The sequence below is a fragment of the Arthrobacter sp. AL05 genome (assembly GCF_029960715.1).
Lineage (GTDB): Bacteria > Actinomycetota > Actinomycetes > Actinomycetales > Micrococcaceae > Arthrobacter.
The window spans coordinates 408,408-434,720 of the sequence record NZ_JASBRC010000001.1; the positions used below are offsets into that span (position 1 = coordinate 408,408).

At 66.1% G+C, this 26,313-nt stretch carries 22 protein-coding genes; 9 read left to right on the forward strand and 13 right to left on the reverse strand.

Annotation, left to right across the window (positions count from 1 at the left end):
• Window positions 1–9 precede the first annotated feature (9 nt).
• Entirely contained in the window at window positions 10–1,941 is a 1,932-nt protein-coding gene (locus QK287_RS01940) for a primary-amine oxidase (RefSeq protein ID WP_282358921.1), read from the reverse strand.
• A gap of 122 nt (window positions 1,942–2,063) precedes the next feature.
• Between QK287_RS01940 and QK287_RS01945 the strand changes: the two genes are divergently transcribed.
• Window positions 2,064–2,654, forward strand: coding sequence for a TetR/AcrR family transcriptional regulator (locus QK287_RS01945; RefSeq protein ID WP_282358923.1), 591 nt, complete (start codon window positions 2,064–2,066; stop codon window positions 2,652–2,654).
• A gap of 125 nt (window positions 2,655–2,779) precedes the next feature.
• Window positions 2,780–3,751, forward strand: a complete 972-nt coding sequence (locus QK287_RS01950; RefSeq protein WP_282358924.1) for a helix-turn-helix domain-containing protein — start codon at window positions 2,780–2,782, stop codon at window positions 3,749–3,751.
• Window positions 3,752–3,879: 128 nt separating this feature from the next.
• On the opposite strand, the gene QK287_RS01955 is transcribed toward QK287_RS01950, so the two are convergent.
• On the reverse strand, window positions 3,880–5,349 hold the full coding sequence (locus QK287_RS01955; protein ID WP_282358925.1) for an APC family permease: 1,470 nt from the start codon (window positions 5,347–5,349) through the stop codon (window positions 3,880–3,882).
• 287 nt (window positions 5,350–5,636) lie between these two features.
• Here QK287_RS01955 and QK287_RS01960 point away from each other — a divergent pair, with 287 nt between their 5' ends.
• The gene (locus QK287_RS01960; RefSeq protein WP_282358928.1) at window positions 5,637–7,046 is read left to right on the forward strand and encodes an aldehyde dehydrogenase family protein; all 1,410 of its coding nucleotides are present in this window, start codon (window positions 5,637–5,639) and stop codon (window positions 7,044–7,046) included.
• Between the two features lie 48 nt (window positions 7,047–7,094).
• Here the strand turns inward: QK287_RS01960 and QK287_RS01965 are convergent, their stop codons facing one another.
• Window positions 7,095–7,862, reverse strand: coding sequence for an FCD domain-containing protein (locus tag QK287_RS01965; RefSeq protein WP_226775273.1), 768 nt, complete (start codon window positions 7,860–7,862; stop codon window positions 7,095–7,097).
• 182 nt (window positions 7,863–8,044) lie between these two features.
• Here QK287_RS01965 and QK287_RS01970 point away from each other — a divergent pair, with 182 nt between their 5' ends.
• Both QK287_RS01970 and QK287_RS01975 read left to right on the forward strand, forming a co-directional pair.
• Window positions 8,045–8,599 carry a gluconokinase gene (locus QK287_RS01970; RefSeq protein WP_226775272.1) on the forward strand — a complete coding sequence of 185 codons (555 nt, stop codon included), beginning with the start codon at window positions 8,045–8,047 and terminating at the stop codon, window positions 8,597–8,599.
• A 71-nt stretch (window positions 8,600–8,670) separates the two neighbouring features.
• The gene (locus tag QK287_RS01975) at window positions 8,671–10,074 is read left to right on the forward strand and encodes a GntP family permease (RefSeq protein WP_226775271.1); all 1,404 of its coding nucleotides are present in this window, start codon (window positions 8,671–8,673) and stop codon (window positions 10,072–10,074) included.
• 131 nt (window positions 10,075–10,205) lie between these two features.
• On the opposite strand, the gene QK287_RS01980 is transcribed toward QK287_RS01975, so the two are convergent.
• The 8 genes from QK287_RS01980 to QK287_RS02015 form a co-directional block, all read right to left on the reverse strand.
• Entirely contained in the window at window positions 10,206–10,868 is a 663-nt protein-coding gene (locus QK287_RS01980; RefSeq protein ID WP_226775270.1) for a Pr6Pr family membrane protein, read from the reverse strand.
• 123 nt (window positions 10,869–10,991) lie between these two features.
• A complete protein-coding gene (locus QK287_RS01985; RefSeq protein ID WP_253031857.1) occupies window positions 10,992–12,368 on the reverse strand; it encodes an MFS transporter in 1,377 nt (458 codons plus the stop codon).
• 88 nt (window positions 12,369–12,456) lie between these two features.
• Window positions 12,457–12,909, reverse strand: a complete 453-nt coding sequence (locus tag QK287_RS01990; RefSeq protein WP_226775268.1) for a MaoC family dehydratase — start codon at window positions 12,907–12,909, stop codon at window positions 12,457–12,459.
• Window positions 12,910–14,103 (reverse strand): acetyl-CoA C-acyltransferase, encoded by a 1,194-nt coding sequence (locus QK287_RS01995; RefSeq protein ID WP_282358932.1) that lies wholly within the window; start codon window positions 14,101–14,103, stop codon window positions 12,910–12,912.
• Window positions 14,103–14,879: a 3-oxoacyl-ACP reductase FabG gene (gene fabG, locus QK287_RS02000; RefSeq protein ID WP_282358934.1), complete on the reverse strand. Its 777-nt coding sequence runs from the start codon at window positions 14,877–14,879 to the stop codon at window positions 14,103–14,105. Before fabG ends, QK287_RS01995 begins: the two co-directional genes overlap by 1 nt.
• 62 nt (window positions 14,880–14,941) lie before the next feature.
• On the reverse strand, window positions 14,942–16,138 hold the full coding sequence (locus QK287_RS02005) for an acyl-CoA dehydrogenase family protein (RefSeq protein ID WP_226775265.1): 1,197 nt from the start codon (window positions 16,136–16,138) through the stop codon (window positions 14,942–14,944).
• Window positions 16,135–16,599, reverse strand: coding sequence for a thioesterase family protein (locus tag QK287_RS02010; protein WP_282358939.1), 465 nt, complete (start codon window positions 16,597–16,599; stop codon window positions 16,135–16,137). Before QK287_RS02010 ends, QK287_RS02005 begins: the two co-directional genes overlap by 4 nt.
• Window positions 16,592–17,842, reverse strand: coding sequence for a CoA transferase (locus tag QK287_RS02015; RefSeq protein ID WP_282358941.1), 1,251 nt, complete (start codon window positions 17,840–17,842; stop codon window positions 16,592–16,594). Before QK287_RS02015 ends, QK287_RS02010 begins: the two co-directional genes overlap by 8 nt.
• Window positions 17,843–18,015: 173 nt before the next feature.
• Here QK287_RS02015 and QK287_RS02020 point away from each other — a divergent pair, with 173 nt between their 5' ends.
• Together QK287_RS02020 and QK287_RS02025 are read left to right on the forward strand one after the other, a co-directional pair.
• Window positions 18,016–18,924 carry a LysR substrate-binding domain-containing protein gene (locus QK287_RS02020; RefSeq protein WP_282358942.1) on the forward strand — a complete coding sequence of 303 codons (909 nt, stop codon included), beginning with the start codon at window positions 18,016–18,018 and terminating at the stop codon, window positions 18,922–18,924.
• 135 nt (window positions 18,925–19,059) lie between these two features.
• Complete coding sequence (locus QK287_RS02025; RefSeq protein WP_282358944.1) at window positions 19,060–20,247, forward strand: acyl-CoA dehydrogenase family protein; 1,188 nt, start codon at window positions 19,060–19,062, stop codon at window positions 20,245–20,247.
• Between the two features lie 99 nt (window positions 20,248–20,346).
• On the opposite strand, the gene QK287_RS02030 is transcribed toward QK287_RS02025, so the two are convergent.
• On the reverse strand, window positions 20,347–21,954 hold the full coding sequence (locus tag QK287_RS02030) for a PucR family transcriptional regulator ligand-binding domain-containing protein (RefSeq protein WP_282358946.1): 1,608 nt from the start codon (window positions 21,952–21,954) through the stop codon (window positions 20,347–20,349).
• 33 nt (window positions 21,955–21,987) lie between these two features.
• Window positions 21,988–23,910, reverse strand: a complete 1,923-nt coding sequence (locus QK287_RS02035; RefSeq protein ID WP_282358948.1) for an FAD-binding monooxygenase — start codon at window positions 23,908–23,910, stop codon at window positions 21,988–21,990.
• Between the two features lie 220 nt (window positions 23,911–24,130).
• On the opposite strand from QK287_RS02035, the gene QK287_RS02040 reads away from it, so the two are divergent.
• Together QK287_RS02040 and QK287_RS02045 are read left to right on the forward strand one after the other, a co-directional pair.
• Entirely contained in the window at window positions 24,131–25,606 is a 1,476-nt protein-coding gene (locus QK287_RS02040) for a fumarylacetoacetate hydrolase family protein (protein ID WP_226775258.1), read from the forward strand.
• Window positions 25,599–26,312, forward strand: a complete 714-nt coding sequence (locus QK287_RS02045) for a GntR family transcriptional regulator (RefSeq protein ID WP_226775257.1) — start codon at window positions 25,599–25,601, stop codon at window positions 26,310–26,312. The genes QK287_RS02040 and QK287_RS02045 overlap by 8 nt, the downstream gene beginning before the upstream one ends.
• The last annotated feature ends 1 nt before the right edge of the window (window position 26,313 follow it).

The window sequence follows — 26,313 nt, forward strand, 5'->3', positions numbered from 1 at the left end:
GACCACCGTCTAGCTGTGGCAGTGGCCGCCGGCCGGCTGTGCACTTGCGGGCACATCCAGCACGGGGCTGCGGTCGAAGAAGCCCTCCGGCCGCAACCTAAAACCGGCCGTGTCCACGGGCATGATGGGCCAGTCCTCGGGCCGCGGGAAGTGGGTCAGGCCGAAGGTGTGCCAGATGACGATGTCCTGGCCGTCCAGGTCCCGGTCCTGCGCTGTGTACTGCGGCAGCCCCGCTCCCCCGCCGTGCTGGTTCACGAAATCTCCCGTGGGGTAGCGCTCGTCCTCGGCGAACCGGGTAACCCACAGATCCTTCGTGGCGAAAGCGGCGCGCCGGGCAATCGAGGACGCCGGGTCCGCCAGCAGGGTGGGCTGGCCTTCGGCGTGGAGCTTGTACGCCACCGGTTCGCCGAGGCGGTTCCGTGACTGCGGGTTGGAGATGACCCAGGTCCGGCCGTTGCGGGCATCGGCCTCGCGTGCGCCGTCGGATTCACGGGCGATGAGCGTGCGCTTCCGGGAGAAGGCGTTGCCGCGTTCGTTGCCTTCGCCAATCGCCTGCCGGACGATGTCCTCTTCTTCCACCCGGTTGGTGAAGCCATCGATTGCCATGTCCAGGCGGGCGCTGAACAGGTGCTGGTGATAGGGGGCGCCCAGCCCCGGGGCGAGCTGGGAGATGTTGGCCGAGCCGCCTGCCGGGTAGGCGGAGGTGAAGACGACGCCGGTGGCCTTGGCCTCGAACTCGACGGTGCCGTCGAGGTAGAGGTACCAGTAGAAGCCGTAGTCGTAGTTGCCGATGGTCGTGAAGAACGAAATGACCAGGCGGCGGTTGCGGCGGGTGTAGTTGATGCCCGTCCAGAGGTCGGTGTGCTTGGCCAGGATCCCCCAGTCTTCCTCGTGCATGCAGATGCCGTTGCGGATTTCGCGGGGGTTGCCGAAGGCGTCGCTGATGACGGGGCTGAGGTAGGTGATCTCGCCGAGGCAGTCGCACCCCAGTTCCAGGGAGTTGGCGTACTGGCCGACCAGGTATTCGCCGGTGTCGAAGTAGTTCTGCCAGGACCGGATCGGCGACGGGTCCCCGTACGGGACCACCATTTCGGCGATCGACGCCCGGTTGATGACTGGGCGCAGGCGTTCGCCGTCCTGGAACGCAAGGTTATGCAGCACCACGCCTTCACGAACATCGAAGCCGACGTCGAGGCTCCACTTTTCCCACTCGATGTGGTTGCCGCCGGTGACGGTGAAGCTGGGTCCGTCCGGCTGGGTGATGTTGATGGGTTTCTGCGTGCTGCGGAGCGGACCGGTGAGCTCCGGGTCCGTGTAGTTGCCGTGCTCTGCGGGAATCGGGACGATACCGGTGTCCAGGACCTGGGTGACTTCCTTGCTGACCACATCGACGTACGCCACGAGGCCGTCCACGGGGTGCGCCCAGGCGCTGTCCTCGGGGAAATCCTGCACGAAAGCCAGCCCGCGCAGGATGCGGCGGCCCTTTTCCTCCGGATACTCGAAGACACCGGCGGATAGGGGCGCGACCCGCACCTTTCCGACGTCGAGTCCGCGCGCTGCGAGCGCCTCAAGCCACCGCTCATCCGTGGCCAGAAGCTCCTCGACGACCTCGAACTCTTCTTCCAGGACAGGGAGTTCACCGGCCACCGCGGTGTCCAGTTCGACGACGGAAATCACCGCGCCGCTGGAGACCGAGACCGTCACGTCGGCCGGACGTCCTCCCGATACGTCGTGCAGAAAGACCCGGAACCGGCGGTCCCCGGTTTCCGCCGCCGAGCCCCTGGCGGGATCCAGCAGGCCCAGGTACGCGATTCGTTTTGTCTCGCCCAGCAGCCCCGCTGCGCGCAGGACGCCTTGGACTGCCGTGATTTCGGCACTCGCGGCCAGACTGTACGGACTGGATGGACTAAACGAGGTGCGGGTGTCAGTTTGTGCGGTCATGGTGGCGGCCTTTGTCCGGGGACCCTGGCGGGTCAGAACTTTATTTTCTATAGTTGTAGAGAATACGGAAATGTAAGCTGTGCCACAAGAGTCCGTCGTGAAATGTTTTGGGGAGCTGTCCGGTGCCAAAGATTGTCGACCACAACCAGCGGCGGCTTGAACTCGTTGATGCCACGTGGCGGATCATCGCCCGGCTCGGAATCGAAAGTGCCACCATGCGCGAGATCGCGCTCGAAGCCGGCTTTGCGAACGGTGCCCTCAAGCCTTACTTCCCCACCAAGGATGACCTGCTGACCTTCGCGTTCGGGCATGTCTTCAACCGCACCAACGAGCGGATCGCCGGAGTCACGGCAGGGCAGGCGGGACTCGCGGCCCTCAGGGCATTCTGCGTCGAAGTGCTGCCCCTGGATGAGGAGCGGATCAACGAGGCCCGAATTGTTATTCCGTTCTGGCAAAAGGCCATCAACGATCCCGACAAGGCCGCCATCCACCGGGACTCGATGCAGCTGTGGCTTGCCGCGCTGCGGCAGTACCTCGCCGAGGCGCGGCAGGCCGGCACAGTCACCACCGCCGTCACCGACGCGGCCCTCGCCGGACAGCTGCTCAATCTCCTGCTTGGCGCGCAGATCGCGGCGGCGCTCGCCCCGGAGGGCAAGGTGGAGCTTGGGCTGAGCGAGCAGTTGGACGGATTCCTGATCCTGCTGGGCCACTAGTTCCGCGGAACCTTTTTTATTCGCCGGTTGTCGAAAATAGATGACACCGGTCGATTCCGGCGTTACCCTAAAAGGACTGTGTCCCATGACACATTTTCCGCAGTACGACGGCGTCAGGATCCTTTATGAGCGCAGTTGCAGCCCGCCCCTCTTGCAGTCCCGCCGGACAGGACCTGCGCACCAGCACAGCGACCTCCTTCGATCACTGGCGGCACCTCGTCGCGGAGTCCTTCGTTCCGTTGGCCGCCTCAAGCAGGGACGCGGACAACTTCCGCGGCCGCATGCGGGCCCGAAGGCTGGACCGCGTGGCGGTCGTCGAGGTCGCCTCGACGAGCCATGAGGTGCACCGGACGCCGGCGCTGATTGCCCAGTCCCAACAGCGCTATTTTAAACTCAACCTGCAGCTGCAGGGCACCGGGCTCCTTATCCAGGACAACCGCGAGGCTGTCCTGGAGCCGGGCGACCTCTCCATTTACGACACCAGCCGCCCCTACACGCTGGCCTTCGAGGGCGACGCCCGGCTTATGGTGGTGATGTTCCCCTGGGACGCACTGTCCCTCCCGCCGGACTGCATCGCGCAGCTTTCGGCAGTGCGGATGGCCGCCGGCTCAGGCCTCGCCGCAATCGTCGGGCCGTTCATCGCCCACCTTGCCGAGAACCTCGATGCCCTGAGCGGCCCCAGCGGGTCCCGCCTTGCCACGAATGCCCTCGATCTTGTGTCCACGATGCTGCATTCGGAGCTGGATATGTCGGCGGACCGGATGCGGCCGCAGGCCCTCCTGGCGGCATCCGTCCGCGAGTACATCGATGCCCGACTGGCCGATCCGCTGCTCTCGCCGGCTTCCATCGCGGCAGCCCATTTCATCTCCACCCGGCACCTGCACAACGTTTTCCACGAATCCGGAACCACAGTGGCGAGCTGGATCCGGAGCCAGCGGCTGGAAGGGGCGCGCCGCGAACTGCGGGATCCGCTCCTGGCCGGCATGCCCGTCGGAGCCGTGGCCGCGCGCTGGGGATTCCTGGACGCGGCCCATTTCAGCCGCTCGTTCCGTGATGCCTTCGGCGAATCCCCCAGCGACTGGCGGCGCGGCGCCTAGAGCTGCCACCCCCGGCAGGCGGCGGCCCCGGCGCTTGTGCAGCACCCGCACCCGGCACCAGCACTGGCACCCGAAAGGGCGGTCCCGGCGCTGCCCGGAACCGCCCATGCGGCGATCGAAGCCCGCGGCTATGCGGGGGCCTCCTCCCGCGCGGCCCTGCGCTCCACCCCGACCTCCACCAGCACACCGGCAACGAAGACCAAGGGAACGGCGGCAAGCAGGCCCATGGCCGTTTCGGCGCTGCCGCCGATGAGTGCCGTGAAGTTGCTGGCAACAAGGGCCAGAACCCAGCCAAGTAGCAGGGTGGCGAGTGTCGGCGCCACTTTGGTCTGCCAGACCTGGCCGGCCACCCTTTCGCGCCGGAAATACGCGACGACGGCAAGGGAGCAGAGGATATACAGGACCAGGAGCGCCGCCACGGCCAGCCCGCTGAACCAGGAAAAGAGGGTCAGCACAGGGTCCAGGGAAAGTACTGCGAACGGTGCCACCAGCAGGAACGCGATCACGGTCTGGATTCGCGCTGCGGTGGCGGGTGCCCGGTGCCGGTTGGTGCGGGCGACAGTGCCCGGCATCGACCCGCGCAGCGCCAGTGAATGGAGGTAGCGGTTGATGCCGTTATGGAAGGCGATAATGCCGGCCAGCAGGGAAGTCACGAGCAGGATACCGGTGGCGATCCCGGCCCACGGCCCGAAGAGTTCCACCATCGGTGTCAGTACGAAGGAGGTGGAGTCACCCGATTCGAGGGCCGCCCCCGCCGCATCAATGACATGCGAGGGGCCATAGTAGCTGACCAGCATCCACGAGATGAAGGAGAAGAACACCGAGATAACCACTACCGAAAGGTACGTGGCCCGGGCCACCGTGCGCTGGGCGTCCTTGGCTTCGGCTGAGTAGATGGCAGTCGATTCGAAGCCGAACATGGAGGCGACAGCGAACATAATGGCCACGCCCGGGGCGCCCGTCGCGATCGCCGCAGGAGAAAAGGAAGCCGCCAGGCTGATTCCTTCGGGGCCGCCGCCGCGCAACAGCACGGTGAAGCCGAACATGATCAGGATGGCGACCTCCAGGCCCACCAGCACCGCCAGTACCCGCGCCCCCAGTTCGATGTTGAGGGATCCCAGCACCTGTACGCCCGCCATGGTGACCACGGCCAGCAGCCACCAGGGAACCACGAAGCCGGCGGACCCGAGGAGTCCGGCAAACGCGGCGCCGTACAGCCCGTACATCGCGGCCTGGACGGTGCTGTAGGCAAGGAGGGCGAGCCACGCGGCTCCCGCCCCTGTTTTGCGTCCAAAGGCGGCCGTGACATAGGCGTAGAAGGCGCCGTTGGCCTGGATTTTGCGGCTCATCGCAACGAACCCGACGGCGAAGATTACGATGACAATGCCCACCACCAGGTACGCCCCGGGCGCTCCAGGGCCGTTGCCGAGGGCCGCGGCCAGGGGGGACGCCCCGACGATTCCGGTCAGCGGCGCCTGGGCGGATAAGACAAAAAAGAGAATGCCCATCACGCCGACGCTGCCGGCGCGCAGTGCTGTGGAGTGCTCGGCGCGGGGAGCGGCTTCCGCGGTCCGGGACTCGGATTTTGAAATACTCATCGGATCCTTCTTAACGGTCATGAGTCTGGGGATTGGCGGTGCGAGAAAGGCGGTATGGGAAAGGAGGGGTGTCTGGCACCATGCAATCCAGCATTGCAGGTGACGCCCATCACCCTTTTGTCGATCAGCGATCGTTTGTTGTCCCTCAGCGCAACGGCATCCCAGGGCCGCCGCGATCCTTCGCAGTGGGTCAACTGCAGTTCGCGCAAAGACAAGACTGCTCGCCCCGCAACGGAGGACACTCGGAGACGACAGCTCGGCCAACTACTCGATGTGGAGTACACCCCATGGAAACTTACGACGCCCTCCTGGCCTCGATCACCCCGGACACCGGCGACACCCGGACCATCCTTGACCCCGCCACCGGCGCCGTCGTCGGTGAAGCGCCGGTGCACACCTTGGCGGACCTGGAGCGAGCCGTTGCCGCTGCCGGCGCCGCGCAGCCCGCGTGGGCGGCATTGGGCCATGACGCGCGGAGCGCCGCACTGTTGCGGGCCGCCGAGGCCGTCGAACGCTCTGCCGAAGAACTCGCCCATCTGCTCTCCCGCGAGCAGGGCAAACCCCTGAACGGCCCCAACGCGCGGTTCGAGGTCGGCGCCTGCGCCGCGTGGCTCCGCACTGCTGCCGGCACCGCGATGGAGCCGGAGACCGTGGTGGACGACGGCGAAACCCGCGCCGAACTGCACTACCGGCCCATCGGCGTCGTCGGGGCTATCGGGCCCTGGAACTGGCCCATGATGATCACCGTCTGGCAGATCGCACCGGCCCTCAGGATGGGCAACGCCGTGGTGGTCAAACCTTCCGAATACACCCCGCTCTCCGTCCTGGCCCTGGCGAAGGTCCTCAACGAGGAGCTGCCCGAAGGCCTCCTCACCGTGGTCTCCGGCGGCCGCGACGTCGGCGCACGGCTGGCCGAACACCCCGCGATTGGAAAGGTGATGTTTACCGGCTCCACCGCCACGGGCAAGGCCATCATCAGGTCCTCCGCAGACACGGTCAAACGCCTCACCCTCGAGCTCGGCGGCAACGACGCCGGCATCGTCCTGCCCGACGCCGACCCCAAGGCCATCGCCGAAGGCCTCTTTTGGGGCGCCTTCATCAACACCGGCCAGACGTGCGCGGCCCTCAAGCGCCTCTACGCCCACAGCGACATCTACGATGCCGTCTGCGAGGAACTTACCGCCGTCGCGGCCGCCATGCCGATGGGAAACGGCCTCGACGAGGGCAATGTGCTTGGCCCGCTGCAGAACAAGCAGCAGTTCGACATCGTGGCCCGGCTGGTTGATGCCGCCCGCGACTCGGGGGCCAAGCTCCTGCTGGGCGGGGACCCGGACACAGACCAGCCCGGCTACTTCTACCCCGCCACCCTGGTTGCGGACATCGACAACAACAATGCCCTGGTGACCGAGGAACAGTTCGGTCCCGCGCTGCCCATCATCCGCTACAGCACGGTGGACGAGGCCGTCACCATGGCCAACGCCCTCGACGTTGGACTCGGCGCCTCGGTCTGGTCCGCCGATCCGGCGGAAGCCCGCAAGGTCGCGGCCCGGCTCGAGGCCGGCACCGTCTGGATCAACAAGCACGGCGCGGTTGACCCGAGGGTCCCCTTCGGCGGTGCCAAGCAGTCCGGCTACGGCCTGGAATTCGGCGTCGAAGGCCTCAAAGCCCTCGGAGTACCGCAGGTCATCAACGGCTGACCATTTTTCAACAGCCGAAAACCGGTCGGCCGGGGCGGGCCGGGCCGGTCAGAGGCCCATCGCGGTCCGGACCTCCTCGAGAATTCGGTGCATGGCGGACTCGGCCGCGCCTGCGTCCCCCGCTGCGACCGCGGCGGCGACATCCTCGTGCGCCTGCAGCGCTTCTTGCCGCGGGTGGAAGGGCATCAGCCTCTGCCGGGTGCGGCTGGAGAGAACCTCGGCCACCATCCCGTCCAGGGCCTGGAACATCTCGTTGCCGCTGCTGTGCAGGAGCAACTGGTGAAAGGCGATGTCGGCGGTCAGGAATCCTTCCAGATCGCCTGCCTCTCCGAGCCGGCGCAGCTCCGCCGCCAGCGTAACGAGCCGACGGCGTTCGGCGGAGCCCGCCCGGCGGGCCGCACCGGCCGCGGCGATTGGCTCGACGGCGATGCGGAGTTCAGTGAGGCTGGCGTACTGTTCAGTCCGTCGCCCTGAGGCCAACCGCCAACGCACCAGCTTCGGGTCAAAAACGTTCCAGTGCGCGGAATCCTGCACCACGATGCCTACGCGGCGCCGGGAATAGACCAGATTCATCGATTCAAGCACCCGCGTGGTGTCGCGGGCGAGGGTCCGGGAGATGCCGTACTGCTGCTGGATGCCCTCCAGTGTCAGCCGTTGTCCGGGTGCGAAGGTGCCCGAGACAATTCCCTCGCCCAATTCGTCCAGGACCCGCAGGTGCAGGGCACGAACGGGTTCACCCCGGTCAGCGGCGTCGCCGTGTTCGCCGTCGCCGCCGTTCTCCTCGCCGCGCTCCTGGTCTGGTGTCGCCGTCGACATGTCGAGCCTCCCTCTGCCCGCAAGGGCTGCCTCCCAGCATAGTGCCCGCTCAGCCAAAGGTATGACTTTTCTAACGTAAAGATAGTACGATTGCCACATCAAAGGTGCTACCTTTTTGATCGGGCTGTAGCGATGGCCCTTGGTTTGTCCGCGTCTTCGGACATCGTCTACGGAGGTAAACAATGACGTTTTCTGCCATTCACCTGGTGGTGATGGGGGTTGCAGGTGCCGGAAAGTCCACGGTTGCCGAGGCGCTGTCCCGAGATCTGGGCTGGGCCATGGCCGAGGCCGACGAATTCCATCCGCAAGCCAACATCAGCAAGATGAACAGCGGCACCCCGCTGGAAGACAGCGACCGCTGGCCCTGGCTGAACGCCATCCGGGACTGGATGACCTCCCAGGCCCGCGCCGGGCAGTGCACGGTCCTGACGTGCTCTGCCCTCAAAACCGACTATCGCGAGTTGCTCTCCGGAGCGGAAGGCAGGGTTGTCTTCCTGCATTTGGACGGCGAACCCGGGCTGCTGGCGGAACGTATGCAGGGCCGCGCGGGCCACTTTATGCCCGTCACCCTGCTGCCCAGCCAGTTGGCCACACTGGAACCGCTAACCCCCGCCGAGCTCGCCGGGGGAAGCCTGCGCCTGGAAATCACCCGGACCCCCGAACAGCTGATCGCCGAGATCAAGGCGTCGCTGGGGCTCTCCGGCGGACCCGGCACCGGCCTGTCCCCCAGGGCCTGACTCTTCCGCTCATTCCTTCCGGCCTTTTCACCCCTTTTCACCCCTATTGCCCGTTGCTTCAAAGGAGAACCATGACCATCGAAGGATGGACTCAAACCCTCGGCGCAGGTCCCCTGCTGCTGATCGCCGCCGCGGCCATCGCCGTGCTGCTGTTCCTCATCATCAAGCTGCGCGTCCATGCGCTGCTTGCCCTGATCCTGATCAGCCTGGCCACCGCGTTCGCCACCGGAATACCGGCGGACAAGGTCGTGACCGTCCTGGTCAGCGGTTTCGGCACAACACTTGGCGCGGTCGCGCTGCTGGTCGGCCTCGGTGCGATGCTCGGCCGCATTGTGGAGACCAGCGGCGGGGCCAAGGCCCTGGCTGACCACCTCATCAACCTGTTCGGCGAAAAGCGTGCGCCTTTCGCCTTGGGCCTCGCCTCGCTGATCTTCGGTTTCCCAATCTTCTTCGACGCCGGCCTCGTTGTGATGCTCCCGGTGGTCTTCGCTGTCGCGCACCGTCTCGGCGGCGGCGTACTGCGCTACGGGCTTCCCGCAGCCGGCGCCTTCTCGGTGACCCATATCTTCCTGCCCCCGCACCCGGGTCCGGTCGCAGCCGCAACGTTCTTCGATGCCAACATCGGCCTGGTCCTTATTGTCGGCCTGATCGCTGCCATCCCCACCTGGTACGTCACGGCATATCTGTTCGGCCTGTGGACCGGTAAGCGCCTGGTCCTGCCTGTCCCCACCCTGCTGGGCCAGGCCGACGCCGCAGCTGAAGCCAACCCGCCTAAGTTCAGCACCGTCGTCGGGGTCCTGCTGCTACCGCTGGTCCTGATCTTCCTCAACACCGGGCTGAGCACACTCTCCTCCGCCGGCGTGCTGCCGGCCTCGGCCAAGTCCGAGGCTTGGTACCAGGTCCTGCGGACCCTTGGTGAGACCCCGGTAGCCCTGCTGATCTCTGTCCTCGTGGCGGCTTTTGTCCTGGGCCGCAGCCGCGGCCTGCACGGCAGCACCTTGGAAAAGCTGTTCGAGTCGGCGCTGGGCCCGGTCTGCTCCGTTATCCTCATCACCGGCGCCGGCGGTATGTTCGGCGGTGTCCTGCGCACGTCGGGCATCGGCAAGGCTCTCGCTGATGTCCTCGGCGACGTTGGTATTCCGCTGATCCTCGCCGGCTTCCTGATCGCGGCCATCCTGCGCATCGCTCAAGGCTCCGCCACGGTGGCGCTGACCACCACAGCGGGACTGATCGCACCGGCCGTTGCCGCCGCCGGCATGAACGGCATGCAGCTGGCAGCCCTCGTGATCGCGGTCGCCGCCGGCTCCGTGGTTGTATCCCACGTCAACGACTCCGGCTTCTGGCTGGTTGGCCGCTTCTTCGGAATGGACGTCAAGACCACGCTGAAGACCTGGACCGTGATGGAAACACTCATCGGTGTGATGGGCTTCGGGATCGCTGCGGCCGTCTTTGGCCTCGCCGGCCTCGCCAGCTAGCCGCGCGGGCGGCCGGCCGGGCCGGCCCCGGCACACGCAACCAGAACGACGACGGCGGGATATCCCGCCGTCGTCGTTCGTTCAAAGTCCCTGGCGCGAAGGAGGACCCGGCAGCCGAAGGTGCCGGGCGGTCAGCCGGCGGTTTCGCTGCCCTGGCGAACCGCGGGTTCAGGCGCGCTGGTGGACAGGTGCAGCCGGGTGGAGAGCGCTGCGATCGCCGCGAAAACAAAGGCGCCGATGGCGATGGCCAGGGACGTTGCGGCCACAGCTCCATAGCCGCTGATCCGCGGGTCGAGGAACGGATAGGGGTACCACCCGGCGATCGGGCCCCTGATCAGGCTGTAGACGAGATAGAGGAGCGGAAACCCAAGCCAGATCAGGGACGTCCGCAACGGGATTCTGGTCTTGGGCAAGTCAACGAGCCAGTCGATCACCATAATCGTGGGGATCGTAAAGTGCAGGACCACATTGATCCAGGGGATTGGCGTGTTAACGTCCACGTTGCTCAGCAGCAGGTTGTACACAATTCCGGTGATGGTCATGTAGATGGTCGCCGCGCCCCGCAGCAAATCAAGCCACCGCGGGTTTTCTCCCCGCCACGCGAAGGTGCCTGCTACTGCCAGGGTCACAAAAGCGATGACGTTTGATTCGATGGTGAAGTAGCTGAAGTAATTCACCGTCGATGCTCCGGGCACGCTGGTGAGCAGATGCGCGAGCTGAAACGCGACGGCCAGCAGTCCTATGGCAGCGAACCAGTACCTGAAGATCGCAAGCCCGCGGTTGGGGATCGTCATGGTGTCTTCCTTCATGTGGGGTTCAGGGGCCAGGACCGGCTGGCACCTTCGCATTTCATCTTTGCCCTATTGGGATGAATGTACCGTGTCCACACCCGTCGCGGCCCGGACCGCCACCCCGGGTCAGCAGGCGTCAGCCTCCGCGTTGAGATCCCGGCCCCTGGTTTCGGGAGCGATGAACCCGGCCGCCCAGCCGATCGCGGCGTAGCTCATCAGGATAGCGGCGATCGGCACCCAGCCCGGACCCGTCGCCGCGACGACGGCGGCGGCCAGGACGGGCCCCAGGCCGCCGGAAAGCACCGCGCCGATCTCCTTGACCGTCGTCATGAAGGTAAAGCGGTGCTTGGACCCGAACATCTCCACCAACCAGGTTGATTCCACGCCGTACATGTTGGGCAGCGGACCGCCGATGAAAATGACGAAGACGAGGGCCACCAGCAGCGGGTTCCGGGTTTCAATCAGCAGCATCGCAGGGATGGTGAAGGCGAACTGGAAGCCGGAGAGCCACAGCCAGACCCGGCGCCGGCCGAACCGGTCGGTGAGCTTGCCCGTCAGCAGAACTGTGGCGACGCCCAGGATCGAGCCGAGCGTCACGCCGGTCGTGACGAGGTTGGCGTCCATTTTCACCACGGACACGGTCCAGCCGATCAGGAATCCCTTGACGAGGTAGACCGAACCGTTCTCACCGAGCTTGATGCCCAGTGAGACGAGGAATGATTTTTTGGCGTCCGCCGCGTCACGCCAGACGCTTTGCTGCCTGGCCTCGACGCGCGCCGCAGCACGCCGCGCCTTGAGCTCCTCGAAGACCGGAGATTCGCTGACGCTGCGCCGCAGGTACAGCGCCACCAGGGTGGTCACGACGCTCAGCAGGAAGGGAATACGCCACCCCCAGGCGAGGAATTCCTGCTTCGGCATCTGCGATAGCAACAGCCACAGTCCGCTGGCCAGAAGCACACCGGTCGCGGTCCCCAACGCCACCACCGCACCATAGAAACCGCGTTTGCCAGCGGGCGCGGATTCCACCAGCAACAGCGAGGCCCCGGACAGTTCAGCGCCGGCACCGAAGCCCTGGATGAGCCGCAGGAGCACCAGGAGGATGGGCGCGATAACGCCCACCTGGGCGAAGGTCGGCAACAGGCCCATCCCCAGGGTGGCGATCCCCATCATCCCGACAGTGATCACCAAGATCCACTTGCGGCCGTATTTGTCCCCGAGATAGCCGAAGTAGATTCCGCCCAGCGGCCGGACGAGGAACCCGGAGCCGTAGGCGGCGAAGCTGGCCAGCAGCGCCATTGCCGGGTCGACATTGGGAAAGAACAGCGGCCCGAAGACCAGCGCCGCGGCCAGGGTGTAAAGCGTGAAGTCCATGTACTCCAACGCAGAGCCCAGCCAGGATGAGATCGAGGTGCGGCGCAATTCAGCCGGCGTCACCCCAGGATGCAGCGCCGTGCCCTGCGCGCCCGCCTCGGCGTGTGTCAGTTTCAGGTTTTCAGTAACCACGGATTTTCTCCCTCGTGAAGAGCCTGCAGGCAGGCTCGGCCGTAACGTCGTTGTTCGGATGGTGGTGCAGGGTGGTGCCGGAGACCGGTCAGCTCCGGAGCAGGGACACGGTTTCCGCGATGCAGGCAGGCTTTTCGGAACCTTCCAGCTCGATCAGGTGCCGGAACTGCAATTGCCGGCCGTTGGCCGTGTTGGTCACCGAAGCCAGCGTCAGCCGGTCCCTGATTCGCGAGTTCACCAGGGCGGGCGCCGGGAACCTGACCTTGTTCAGGCCGTAGTTGATGATCATCGCCGCGCCCTGGACCCGGTAGACCTGACCGGCAAGGTACGGCAGCATCGAGAGGCTGAGATACCCGTGGGCGAGCGTGGCGCCGAACGGTCCGGCAGCGGCCCGCTCCGGATCGGTGTGGATCCACTGCTGGTCCAGGGTCGCATCGGCAAATGCCTGGATCTGGGACTGCTCCAGGGTGTGCCAGGCGCTCACCCCGATTTCCTGTCCAGTCATGCTTGCCAGCTCGGCGGCGTCCTCGAACAGCCTCATCTAAACCCTTTCCAGCAGCATGGCGACGCCCTGGCCCAGCCCGACGCACATTGTGGCCAGGCCGCGGCCGGCGTTTTCGCGTTCCATCCGGCCCAGCAGCGTGACGACAATTCTTGATCCGGAGGAGCCCAGCGGATGCCCGAGGGCGATTGCGCCGCCGTCGTTGTTGACGGTGCCGGCATCCATGCCGAGCAGCCGCATGCAGGCCAGCGACTGCGCCGCGAAGGCCTCGTTGAGCTCGACGGCGCCGACGTCGTCCAGGCTCCAGCCCGCCTTGGCCAGCGCCTTCCGGGTCGCTGGGACCGGGCCGATCCCCATCACGTCCGGGGCGACGCCGGCGGCCTGGCTGGTGACGATGCGCGCCCGCGGCGTCAGGCCATAGCGCGCCACGGCCTCACCGCTGGCGACCACCACTGCGGAGGCGCCGTCGTTGAGGGAACTGGAGTTGCCCGCGGTGACGATTCCGCCGGGCTTGACGAGTGGCCGGAGCCCGGCCAGGGACTCGGCGGTGGACCCGCGCCGCGGCCCTTCGTCGGTGTCCACAAGCGATACTTCACCGCGCCGGCCGGTGACCGGGACGGGGACGATTTCGTCCCTGAAGCGTCCGGCGTCGATCGCCGCCAACGCCAGTTCGTGCGAGCGCAGCGCGAAGCTGTCCGCGTCGGCGCGGGAGATCCCTTCTCGGCCGGCCACTTCTTCGGCGGTTTCGGGCATCGAGAACCGGGCGTTGGATTCCATCCGCGGGTTGACGAACCGGGCACCGATCGAAGTGTCCGCCAGCTCCCCAGGTTTCGCGTAGGGTTTCTCCGGCTTGGCCAGCACCCAAGGTGCCCGGGTCATGGACTCGACGCCGCCGGCCACCACCAGCTCGGCGTCGCCGTTGCGGACCGCCTGCGCCGCCATGCTGACGGCGGTCAGGCCGGAGGCGCACAGCCGGTTGACCGTTACAGCGGGGACGGCCTCGGGCAAGCCGGCCAGCAGCACTGCCATCCGGGCGACGTTCCGGTTGTCCTCCCCCGCCTGGTTGACGCAGCCCAGGATGACCTCGTCGATGCTGGCCGGGTCGACGCCGGCGCGAGCCACGACGGCCTGCAGCACGAGCGCGGCCAGGTCATCGGGCCGGACCGTCGCGAGTGCGCCGCCGTGGCGGCCCACCGGCGTGCGGACGCCGCCGACCAGGAATGCCTCGGGCATCAGCGGGCCCCGCCGTTGATGTAGAGCGTCTGGCCGGAGACGTAAGAGGAATCGTCGCTGGCGAAGAAGGCAACGGCGGCTGCCACTTCCTCGGGCTGGCCCACCCGGCCCAGCGGCGTGCGGGCCGCCACCGCCTCCTGGTGTTCGGCCGGGCTGCTGCCGACGCGCTCGGCGGTGGCCGCGGTCATCGAGGTGGCGATGTAGCCGGGGGCCACGGCGTTGACCGTGACGTTGAATGGGCCGAGTTCGATGGCGAGCGTCGCCGTCAGGCCCTGAATGCCGGCTTTCGCGGCGGCGTAGTTGGCCTGGCCGCGGTTGCCCAGCGCGCTCCGGCTGCTCAGCGAGACGATTTTCCCGTACTTCGCAGGGACCATGTACCGCTGGGCCGCACGGGAGCACAGATAGGCACTGGTGAGGTTGGTGGCCAGGACCGAGTCCCAATCCGGCCGGTCCATTTTGAAGAACAGGTTGTCGCGGGTGATACCGGCGTTGTTGACCAGGATGTCGAGGCGGCCGAACTCCCGATGGATCTCCGCAAAGACCCGGTCCACGGTGGCTTCGTCGGTGACGTCGCAGGCGGCGGCGATGGCGCGGCCGCCTGCCGCGAGCACCTGCGGGTCGACAGTGATCGCCTGAGCGGTGGCTTTGGCGCCTTCCTCATTGAGGTCCAGGACGACGACGGTGCCGCCCCCCGCGGCCAGCTTCAGCGCCGTGGCGGCGCCGATCCCCTGGGCGCCGCCAGTGACGACGGCCACTCGGTTGGTGAAATTAGTCATGGTGTTTCCTTCGCTTGCGTGGAATGTGGCTGATGCCCGGGTGGCGATTGCCTGGCCGGGGACTAGCTGAAGGCGGAGAAACCGGTAATCTCCCGGCCAACGAGCAGGGACTGGATGGAATCGGTGCCTTCGTAGGTGGAGACGACCTCCATGTCGGTCATATGCCGGGCGACATGGTTCTCCAGCAGCACACCGTTGCCGCCGAGCATGTCCCGGGCTTCGGAACAGATCCAGCGCGCCTTCTGCGCCGTGTGCATCTTGGCCAGCGACGCCATGGGCCCGGTCATGCGTCCGTCCTCGGCCAGGACGGCAAGCCGGAAGCAGATCAACTGCATGGCCGTCAGTTCGGCGAGCATGTTGGCGAGTTTGTTCTGCACCAGCTGGAAGCTGCCGATCGGTTTACCGAACTGGTGCCGGGTCTTCGCGTAGTCCACCGCGATCTCGTAGGCCGCCATTGCGTGGCCGAGGGACTCCCACGAGGCTCCGCTGCGGGTGGACGTCAGAACGCGGGTGACGTCCTTGAAGGAGTGGCAGCCGGTGAGCCTATTGTCCGCCGGTACCCTGAGTCCTTCGAGGGTGATGTCCGGCTGGAGGATCGCCCTTTTGCCGATCTTTCCGGTGATGACCTCGGTGTGATAGCCGTCCGGGTAGCTGCCGTCGTCGTTGCGCTCCATCACAAAGGCCTTGACCTTGGCGTCCTCGTCGTCGCGGGCGAAGATAATTACGACGTCGGCCATACTGGCGTTGCCGATCCACCGCTTGCGGCCGTTGATGATGTAGTTGTCGCCCTCCCGCCGAGCGCTGGTCTCCAGGGCCACCGAATCGGACCCATGGTCCGGTTCGGTCAGGGCGAAGGCACCGATTTTGTCCAGGGTGGCCATCGCGGGGAGCCAGCGCTGCTTTTGTTCCGCGCTGCCGAGCATGTTGATGGTGCCCATGGCCAGGCCGGACTGGACACCCAGGAACGTATTGACGGAGCCGTCGCCGCGGGAGACTTCCGCCGCGACGATTCCGGCGGCGAGCCGGCTCAGCCCGGGGCAGCCGAATCCGGTGATGGTGGTTCCTACGATGCCGAGGGCGGCGAGTTTCGGGATCAGCTCGAACGGGAACTCGGCGCGCTCCCAGTAGCCGTTTATAACTGGCAGCAGGTCCTTGTCGACGAAGCTGCGGACCTTCAGCCGAAGGGCGCGGTCCTCGGCGGTGAGGAAATCATCCAGCAGGTAGAAGTCGGTGCCTTGTGCGGCCGGTTCCGGTGTCATTGGGTCAGCTCCAGGGGTGGGTGATCGGGAATCTGCGGTTCACGGGGTTCCGTGTTTGCCGGTGTGGGCCGGAACTGGGCGAGCCAGTGCCGTTCGCGTTCCGCCAGGGGCCGCGACTTGCCGGTTTCGGGCCAGACTGAAACAAGCACTGTCCGGCCCTCGACGGCTACAGCGCCGTTTTGGGTGCCGGTGAATTCGAGGCCGACGGAGCTGGTGCCGATCCTGCTGACCGCGAGTTCAACGTCGAGGTCTTCGCCGTAGTGGATCGGCCGCCGGTAGTTCAGCTCGAGGGCTGCCACTACGGTGGGGGCCGCGTCGGTTGAGTGGACTCCCTGCATCGTGGCCCGCCATTTGAGTCTCGACTCCTCCAGGAGTGTCACGACGGCGGCGTGGTTGACGTGGCCATTAAGGTCCTGGTCCGACCACCGCGGGGAGATCCGGGTCCGGTATGCCTCAGGCATGGGCCAGCGTTTTCTGGTGCAGCAGCCAGTTCCGGACCAGCTCGGAGCTTTCGTTGAGCTCCGGCGGTGCGAGTGAGTAGTCCACCGGGGTGCGGGAGTACTCGACGGGATGCCGCACGGTGGGAATCTGCCGCGCCCCGCTGCCGGCCAGCACTACCGGCTGCAGCCCGAGCTGCTCGGCGAAATCAACCCCGCCGCGGACATCCTGGATCGGCGCGCACGGCAGCCCCGCCGCGGAGAGCTCAGAAAACCACTGCGCGGCGGACTGGGTGGCCAGCCGGGCGTGGAGGATGTCGCGCAGCTCGTCCCGGTGCGCATTGCGTTCCCGGGTCTTGGCGAACTTCGGGTGCCGGCCGACTTCGGGGATCGCCAGCGCCCCGCAGAGCCGGACGAACTGGGCATCATTGCCCGTGGCGATGATGATCATGCCGTCGCCGGTCTGCATCGGTGCGTACGGATACATACTGGGGTGCTCGTTGCCCATCCGGGCCGGCACCACACCGCCGGTCACGTAGGCCGCGGACTGGTTCACCATGCCGGACAGTGCGGAGGTCAGGAGGTTCAGCTCCACCAACTGGCCTTCGCCGGTCTGGTCCTTGTGGTGCAGGGCCCCGAGGATGCCGATGGCCGCGTGCAGGCCGGTAATAACGTCAAAGAGGGCGATGCCGGCCCGGTACGGCTGCGTGTCCTGGTCACCGGTCAGGCTCATCATTCCCGAGGCGGCCTGCACAAGCAGGTCATAGCCCGGGATGTGCGCGCCTGCCCCGGTGCCGAACCCGGTGATGGAGGCGTAGATGATGTCCGGCTTCAGCTCCGCGGCTGCGGCATAGTCCAGACCCAGCCGCGCCATGTTGCCGGGCTTGAAATTTTCGATCATAACGTCCGCGGAGCGGATCAGCGAGCGCGCCACGTCAAGGTCCTCCGGGTCCTTCAGGTCCAGGGCAATGGAGTGCTTGTTGCGGTTCACCGCCAGGAAGAATGTGGCCTCGCCGTCGCGGACCGGGGGCATGTAGGTGCGGGTGTCGTCACCGTCGGGGCCCTCGACCTTGATGACTGTGGCGCCCATATCAGCCAGCAGCATGGTGGCGTACGGACCAGCCAGCACCCGGCTGAAATCCGCGATGACGACGCCGGCCAGGGGCCCGGTGCCTTCCCGGCCCAGGACGTCAACGCCGGGCCCGGCTCCGCCTGCGGCGGGGCGGTTGCGCCCGCCGGCCGCCGGTTTACTGCTCGGTTGTGTCATTCTGTACCTCCGGTATGTGGTCTGCATCACCTACCCTCGCAAGCGGATTGATCCGCGTCCAATACGCATTTGGTGCTGGATTGATACCCCACCGCCATCAATGCCTATTTCGTTGTGTTGGGTATCTTGGGCATATGAACAATGACGTTTACCTGAGCGGAAGCTGACCTGGCGTGGAAATACAACAGATCCGGGCCTTCCTGGCCGTGGCCGAAGAATTGCACTTCGGCAGGGCCGCGCTCCGGCTCCACATGGCTCAACCGCCGCTGAGCCGGTCCATTCAACGGTTGGAACACGAACTCAAGGCACCGCTCTTTGTCCGGAGTACCCGGACGGTCCAGCTAACGCCGGAGGGCGAGGCACTGCTGGCGCCGGCCCGGGACATCCTGGCGGCCTGCCGTCGCTCAAGCCTCGCGGTCGCCTCGGCAGGCCGCGGCGAAACCGGTCGCGTGCGGGTCGCGTTTGCCGGCGTTTCCTCCCACGTGATGGTGGGCAAGCTCGCCAAGCGCGTCCGGGAGGCGCATCCGGGAATTGATTTTGAACTGTCCAGCTCCAACTTCGCCCTGCCGGCGATGGACAAGGTCCTGAGCGGTGCCATGGAGGTGGGCCTGGGCCGCTGGAACTTCATCCCGGCGCTCCTGGACTCGCGGATCGTGGCCAACGAGCGGCTTGTGGTGGCCTTGTACGAAGCCCATCCCCTCAGCGGCCGCGATTCGCTGAACATGGCCGACCTCGCGGATCAGCCCTTCGTCACCCTGCCCGAGCACCCGGGATCGATCCTCCATGACCACCTCCGCAGGCTGTCCGGCGACGCCGGCTACGCCGCGGAGATCGTCCAGGTGGCCCCGGACTCCCAGACGCTTATGGCGCTCGTCGCCGCGGAAATCGGCGTCGCCCTGACGGTGTCTTCGGTACCGGAGAACTTCAACCACCCCGGGGTCATCTTTCTGCCGCTGGACGGCCCGGCCGAGAACATCCAGTTGCGGCTGGTCTGGCGGAATGACAACACCAGCCCGGCACTGCGGGAGGTCCTTCGGCTCTCGGAAGTAGTCTTGCCGTCGCCGGACGCAGGCGCTCATTGATACGCCCAGGACATCAGCGGCCGCAGGATTTGGTATTGGATCTTCAGCAATCCAGCTGTCACAGTGGTCGGAGCTCGACGGGCCTGAAGTAGACCCGCCGTTAACTAGCCGCATCCGACGCCAGGAGAACAAACCGTGACCGTAACCGCACCCGCCCTGGCCCTCGACGATGTGCTCAACCTGGACAGCCTCCTGAGCGCGGATGAGCTGCAGTTGCGAGGCACTGTCCGCGACTTCGTGAACAAACGCATCCGGCCCTACATTGCCAGCTGGTACGAGGACGCCCACTTCCCCTTGGAGCTGGTCCCCGAACTCGGGAAGCTGGGCGTCCTCGGGATGCACCTAAAGGGCTATGGCTGCCCCGGCCGCAGCGCCGTCGAATACGGCCTGGCGGCCATGGAACTGGAGGCCGGGGATTCCGGGCTCCGGACCTTCGTCAGCGTCCAAGGCTCGCTGGCCATGAGTGCCATCCATAAGTGGGGGTCCGAGGAGCAGAAAAACGAGTATCTGCCGGCCATGGCCCAAGGCAGGACGATCGGCTGCTTCGGGCTGACCGAGCCAACCGCCGGCTCCGATCCGTCCAGCATGGCGACTTTCGCGGAGTCCGACGGCAACGGCGGCTGGGTCATCAATGGCGCAAAACGCTGGATCGGGCTTGCCTCAGTGGCCCAGATCGCGGTCATCTGGGCCAACACCCGCGAGGGAATCCGCGGATTCATCGTGCCCACGGATACACCCGGCTTCACCGCGACGCCCATCGGATCCAAGCTGTCCATGCGGGCATCAATCCAATGCGACATCAGCCTGGCCGACGTCCGGCTGCCGGCCGCGGCGCTCCTCCCCGGCGCCCGCGGGCTCAGCGGCCCGTTCTCCTGCCTCAACGAAGCCCGCTACGGCATTATCTGGGGTGCCATGGGCGCGGCCCGGGACTCCTACGAATCCGCCCTCGCATACGCGCAGGAGCGACTGCAGTTTGGCAAGCCCCTCGCCGGCTACCAGCTGACCCAGGAAAAGCTCGTTAATATGCTGCTGGAAATCCAGAAAGGGACGCTCCTGGCCCTGCATACCGGACGACTGAAAGACGCCGGGACGCTGGAGCCGGTGCAGATTTCGGTGGGAAAGCTCAATAACGTCCGTGAGGCCATCGCCATCTGCCGGGAAGCGCGCACCATCCTGGGCGGGAACGGCATCACGCTGGACTATTCTCCGCTCCGACATGCCAACAACCTCGAATCCGTGCGCACCTATGAGGGCACCGACGAGGTCCACACCCTCATTCTGGGCCAGCGCATCACGGGCATCTCCGCCTTCCGCCAAGGCTGAAGGCGCCTTCCGCAGCCGCTTCAGCGGGCGGGCATTAGTCCCGGATGGCAAGCCGCACCGGCCCGGAGTTGGCCAACCCGGCCGGGGCCGCCCTTGGTGTTAGAGATCCTTCAACCGGTACAGCATCAATGCCACGTGCAGGGAGGTCCGGGATTCCGGCTCATCCAGTTCGAGGCCAAGCTTTCGTTCCAGGCGCGCCAACCGCGAATACAGTGTTGGCCGGCTCAGGAAGCTGGTGCGGGCCAGTTCGGCCTTATTCCCCTGAGCTTCCAGGTATTTTTCAAGCAGCAGCAGTTCCTCGGACTCGTTTCCGCCCAGAATTCCCGCCAATTCGCCTTCCACGAACGTCTGGACCCGCGGATCACTGCGCAGGAGAGCCAGCAGCCCCCGCAGCCGGATGTCGGCAGCGCGATAAAACGGCTTGCCTCGTTTTTGCAGCGTGCTGGCCGCTTCGGCTACGTGATTCGCCTCATCAAGTCCGGCGGCGGCCAGCAGGAGGGAACCCTGCGGATGTCCAATGCCGGCAGCCCACTGCAGGTCTTCGGCGCTGTCTGCTGCCCGGCGGCGAAGCTCGGCGCAGATTCTCGTGACGGCCCCCTCCTCAGCCTGTTTCGGCGGCAGGCCAAGCAACAGGGCCACCGTGCCGGTCTGCAAACTTGCAGCCAGGGCAGAGTACTTCAGCGATTGAAGCGAGCGGTTCACCGATTCCAACAGCGCCCGCTCCCTTCGCTGGAGGGCCAGGGGGCCCTCGCCGCCCCGCGGGTCCAGCCGAAAGACCACGGGCACGTACATCTGATAGCTCCGGAGCCCCAGCGCACCTGCCCGCGCCTGGGCCTCGGCTTCACTGAGGGAGCGCGGTTGGCGGAGCTCGTGCATCAAACCCGCGCGTGCCTGGTATCCGAGTTCGCGCTGATCCCGTTCGGCGAATCGATTGATGGAAAGCGCCTGGCCTGCCCGTTCAAGCACCATCGACGCGTCCGTGTCATTGTCCAGCGTCACCGGCACCACCAGCCTGCCCCAGCGCTGTGAGCGAAGGCCGACGGGCGTCTGCAGCCAGTTTTCCTCACCGGTGCGTGTGGTGGCCTCGTTGAGATGGACAACGCGGGAGCGGTTCTCCCAGTCGTTGAGCAGCTTTCCGGCCGGAACGCCGGCACCGTCGAAGGCGAGGACCAAGTGCGAAATATTCTCGAGAACAACCGGCGCACCGATCAGCTGCGCCGCACGGGCGACGATCTCGTCCGCGCCGGCACTCTCCAGGCTGAGCAGCGTAAACACCTCATGAACATGCCTTGCCTTCTCAACCCGCTCCAGCTGCCCGGCGAGGATTATCTTGTGCACGTTTTCCGTGATTTCCACAAAACGCACCGGCTTGCGCACCAGGATCACCGGAATTCGAGCAGAAGCTGCCGCCTCGCGCAGCGCCCGTGACGCTTCAGCCCTGTCATCGAGGATTTCCACGATCACTCCTGCGGCGCCCAGGGACGCCAGTTCGGCCAAATACCGGGTGGCGGCGCTGCTGGAATCTTCAAAGGCCAGGCCCGTGGTGAGCACCAGCTCCCCGCCTTCAAGAAATCCCGTGAGGTTCCGGAGCTCGGCCACATGGATCCACCGCACCGGAGTCCCAAGCTTACTGGCCCCGGTGAGGATCTCGGGATCCCCTTTCCTGACAGCAGGAAGGGAAAGGATGTGGTCAACGGTCAAGCGCATCTACACAGTGTAACTATTGGGCGGTTCTTTCGATCAGGGTGTTAGGGCGCTACCCGAGGCCTGCCCAGTCAGCCGGAACGGCACGAGTGGCGCGAAGAAGGCGCCGAGCTCCGCCGTTGCCGTCAGCGGCAGGACGTTGGCCACGTACTGGTCAGGGCGGACGATCACAATGACGCCGCCGCGGTCCAGGCCGCGCAGTTCGAAGATGTCCGCCGTCGGGTCGGTGCCGTAAACCTTCTCCAGATAGGTGAGCCGGAACGGGCCAACTTCCGGGGTAAACACCGCCGGAACAGCCGTGATGTCCACACCCGCGTGGTCCTGCTGGTAGATCACTTTCACGTCGAACCAGGCGTCGGCGTCCGCTCCGTCCGGGGTAGCTGCCAGCGGCGATTCCGGCGCGTTGGCCAACCAGGCGGCCAGCTCCGTCGTGGGCGACGGAGCGCCGGCCGCAGCCTGATCCGCGAAGACGTAGATACGCCACCGGCCATCCGCCGCGGCCTGGTGGCCGAGCTGAAGCGGGTTTGTGTCGCAGACGCGCTCCACCGGCGCGGATTTGAAGCGCTTGCCGACAGGAAATCCGGTAGCCAGGCCCTGGTGGGTCGCTTCGCCGACGATCATCGAAGGCGAGTACTCGGTCATAAAGCCCGCAGGAAACTCTGCCGTGCGCACGTAGAAGTCCTCGAGCTCGGAGGGGTTCTCGAACTCTTCGGGCTTCTTCGCCATCAGGGACGACCACAACTTGTCGAAGTCGATGAGGTTCTTCGCAACAACCTGCCGTTCGGCCGAGTAGGTGGAGAGCAGGCTCTCTGGGCTGCGGCCGTCAAGTACGTGACCGAGTTTCCAGCCGATGTTAAAGCCGTCCTGCATGGAGACGTTCATACCCTGGCCGGCCTTGGCACTGTGTGTGTGGCAGGCATCGCCGGTGATGAACACGCGCGGCGTGCTGATGCCGAGCTCCGCCGGAAGGACGTCGTCGAACCGGTCGGTAAGGCGGTGGCCCACCTCGTACACGCTGTGCCAGGCGACATTGCGCACGTCGAGAACGTAGGGGTGGAGGATTGCGCCGGCCTTGGCGATGATCTGCTCGATGGTGGTGTTGCGCACGGCGCCGTTGTCAGCCGGGTCTACCTCGCCGAGGTCGACGTACATTCGGAACAGGTGGCCGCCCTCGCGCGGGATGAGCAGGATGCTGCCACCCGTACCGGACTGGATGGCGCACTTGGTCCGGATGTCGGGGAAGTCCGTGCCGGCAACAACGTCCATAACCCCCCACGCGTGATTGGCTTTGTCGCCGGCGAGCGTGCAGCCGATCGAGTCGCGGACTTTGCTCCGGGCCCCATCCGCCCCCACAACGTACTTGGCACGGACAATCCGCTCGGTGCCTGCGTCGGGACCATCAGTATGGAGCAGCGTCACACTGACGGGGTATTCGCCGTCGCCGTCGACCTCAAGGCCCTGGAATTCCAGGCCAAAATCGGGGGCTATGCGGGTGGGCGCATTGGCCATAAACTCGGCGAAGTAGTCCAGCACCCGGGCCTGGTTGACGATCAGGTGCGGGAACTCGCTGATGCCGGCAGGATCGTCGGCGGCACGGGCCGCCCGGACGATGCGGGACGAATCCTTCGGGTCCGGCTTCCAGAACGCCATCTCGGTAATGCGGTAGGCCTCGGCGATGATCCGTTCGGCGAAACCAAAGGCCTGGAAGGTCTCTACGCTCCGGGCCTGGATACCGTCAGCCTGGCCGATGGCGAGCCTGCCACCGCGGCGCTCCACGATCCTTGTGGTCACTGCCGGGAACTGGGAGAGCTGGGCTGCCGCGAGCATCCCGGCGGGCCCCGTTCCGACGATGAGGACGTCGACGTGCTCGGGAAGCTCGGCGGGGCGTTCGATCCCGACGCCGGCGGCCGGCTGGACTCGCGGGTCACCGGATACGTAACCGTGGTGGTGGAACTGCACGGGCTTTCCTCACTTCGTTGTGTGGCGGACTCTCGCCGAGACGGCGTTCGATAATAGAACAGACTGTTCGATAATAGAACTCGAACACTGGTTCCTCACTCTACGGCACCTATGACGCAGGTTACAAGTGCCCAAAAAGATCCGGACGCAGGGGTTGACGACATGTCCGTCGCGGGGCATTCTTATCGTATACGATTTCGTACTCGATGAGGAGCTACTTTTGGAACAGGTCACCGACCACACCCTGGCCGCGGCCCGCAAAGTCATCGCGGTGCATATTAACTACCCCAGCCGGGCAGCCCAGCGCGGCCGCACCCCCGAGCAGCCGTCCTACTTCCTGAAGCCATCGTCCTCCCTGGCCCTCAGCGGTTCAACGGTGGAGCGTCCGGCCGGGTGCGAACTCCTCGGCTACGAGGGCGAGATTGCGCTGATTATCGGCAAGCCCGCCCGCCGGGTGGGCATCGAGGACGCCTGGAGCCACGTCGAGCGGGTCACGGCCAGCAATGACCTCGGCGTCTATGACCTCCGCTACGCCGACAAGGGCTCCAACCTCCGGTCCAAGGGCGGCGACGGCTTCACCCCCGTCGGGCCCGGACTGCTCGCCGCGGACGCCGTGGACCCGGCCGGCCTGCGGATCCGCACCTGGCACAACGGCCAGCTGGTCCAGGACGACACCACCGGGGACCTGCTGTTCCCGTTCGCCCAGCTGGTCGCGGATCTGTCCCAGCTGCTCACGCTCGAAACGGGCGACATCATCCTGACCGGCACTCCCGCCGGCGCCTCCGTTGCCAAGCCCGGCGACGTCGTCGAAGTAGAAGTCAGCGCCGGCGAACTGACCACCGGCCGGCTCGTGACCACTGTCGTGGACGGCCTGACGCCGTTCGCGGACTTCGGCGCGCAACCGAAGACTGACGATCTCCAGCGCGAGGAGGCCTACGGGTCCCGCGCCGCCGCCGGGCTGCCCGACGTCGGCGGGACGGCGCCGGAACCGGCGTTAACGCCGGAGCTGAAGGCAAAGCTGGCGAGCGTGAGTACCGCTACCCTGTCCTCCCAGCTGCGCAAACGGGGCTTGAATAACGTCAGCATCGACGGCCTGCAGGCCACCCGCCCGGACCAGCGGATCGTGGGCCTGGCCCGGACTCTGCGGTTTGTGCCGAACCGCGAAGATCTTTTCAAGACCCACGGTGGCGGCTTCAACGCGCAGAAGCGCGCCATCGATTCGGTGAACCCGGGCGAAATCCTGGTGATGGAAGCCCGCGGCGAAAAGGGCACCGGAACCATCGGCGATATCCTGGCCCTGCGCGCCCAGGTCCGAGGCGCCGCAGCAATCATCACCGACGGCGGCGTGCGGGACTTCGCCGCCGTCGCCGCGATGGAGATGCCCACCTACTACGCCAACCCGCATCCGGCAGTGCTGGGACGGCGCCACATTCCCTGGGATACTGACGTCACCGTCGCCTGCGGCGGCACCACCGTCCAGCCCGGCGACATCATCGTCGCCGATGCGGACGGCATCCTGGTTATCCCGCCGGCCCTCGCGGCGGAACTCGCAGACGATTCCATTGCACAAGAACGCGAGGAAGTCTTCATTTTCGAGACGGTTCAGCAAGGCCACAGCGTGGACGGGCTTTACCCGCTCAACGCCGCCTGGCGGGCCCGCTACGAAGAATGGGAAGCAGGCAAAGCCCGTGACTGAGACTGCCACCGCCGGAAATGCAGCCGGAACAGGGAACGCGGCCAGCAAGTCAGAAATGGCGTACGCAGTGGTGAAGGCCCGGATCGTGGACGGTACGTACTCCCCCGGCTACCGCCTGGTGCTGGCCAAGATCGCCGAGCATCTCGGCGTCAGTGTGGTCCCGGTCCGCGAGGCTATCCGCCGGCTCGAAGCTGAAGGGCTGGTGACGTTCGAGCGGAACGTCGGGGCCACCGTTTCCGGCATCGACCCCACCGAATACCTCTACACCATGCAGACCCTGAGCATCGTCGAGGGGGCCGCCACAGCCCTGTCAGCTCCGCTGATCGGGGAGGCGGACATTGCCAGGGCACGGGCGGTCAATGCGGAAATGCGGGACTGCCTGGAACACTTCGATCCCGACCGCTTTACCCGGCTTAACCAGGACTTCCACAGCGTCCTGTTCGAGCACTGCCCCAACCCGCACATCCTGGACCTCGTCCACCGCGGCTGGAACCGGCTGGCCTCGCTGCGGTCCTCCACGTTCCGTTTTGTCCCCGGCCGAGCCCGCGAATCCGTGGCCGAACATGAGGCCCTGCTGCGGCTGATCGAGACGCGGGCCGGCGCCGACGCCATTGAAAAGGCGGCCCGCAGCCACCGCAGCGCCACCCTTGACGCGTACCTCGCCCAGGCAGCAGCACCTGCCGACCAGACCCCCCTTAGCAGTTAGG

Coding starts and splice junctions, on each gene's coding strand:
- QK287_RS01940 (WP_282358921.1), bottom strand. CDS start 1,941: ATGACCGCACAAACTGACACCCGCACCTCGTTTAGTCCATCCAGTCCG.
- QK287_RS01950 (WP_282358924.1), top strand. CDS start 2,780: ATGAGCGCAGTTGCAGCCCGCCCCTCTTGCAGTCCCGCCGGACAGGAC.
- QK287_RS01955 (WP_282358925.1), bottom strand. CDS start 5,349: ATGAGTATTTCAAAATCCGAGTCCCGGACCGCGGAAGCCGCTCCCCGC.
- QK287_RS01960 (WP_282358928.1), top strand. CDS start 5,637: ATGGAAACTTACGACGCCCTCCTGGCCTCGATCACCCCGGACACCGGC.
- QK287_RS01965 (WP_226775273.1), bottom strand. CDS start 7,862: ATGTCGACGGCGACACCAGACCAGGAGCGCGGCGAGGAGAACGGCGGC.
- QK287_RS01970 (WP_226775272.1), top strand. CDS start 8,045: ATGACGTTTTCTGCCATTCACCTGGTGGTGATGGGGGTTGCAGGTGCC.
- QK287_RS01975 (WP_226775271.1), top strand. CDS start 8,671: ATGACCATCGAAGGATGGACTCAAACCCTCGGCGCAGGTCCCCTGCTG.
- QK287_RS01980 (WP_226775270.1), bottom strand. CDS start 10,868: ATGACGATCCCCAACCGCGGGCTTGCGATCTTCAGGTACTGGTTCGCT.
- QK287_RS01990 (WP_226775268.1), bottom strand. CDS start 12,909: ATGAGGCTGTTCGAGGACGCCGCCGAGCTGGCAAGCATGACTGGACAG.
- QK287_RS01995 (WP_282358932.1), bottom strand. CDS start 14,103: ATGCCCGAGGCATTCCTGGTCGGCGGCGTCCGCACGCCGGTGGGCCGC.
- fabG (WP_282358934.1), bottom strand. CDS start 14,879: ATGACTAATTTCACCAACCGAGTGGCCGTCGTCACTGGCGGCGCCCAG.
- QK287_RS02005 (WP_226775265.1), bottom strand. CDS start 16,138: ATGACACCGGAACCGGCCGCACAAGGCACCGACTTCTACCTGCTGGAT.
- QK287_RS02010 (WP_282358939.1), bottom strand. CDS start 16,599: ATGCCTGAGGCATACCGGACCCGGATCTCCCCGCGGTGGTCGGACCAG.
- QK287_RS02015 (WP_282358941.1), bottom strand. CDS start 17,842: ATGACACAACCGAGCAGTAAACCGGCGGCCGGCGGGCGCAACCGCCCC.
- QK287_RS02030 (WP_282358946.1), bottom strand. CDS start 21,954: ATGCGCTTGACCGTTGACCACATCCTTTCCCTTCCTGCTGTCAGGAAA.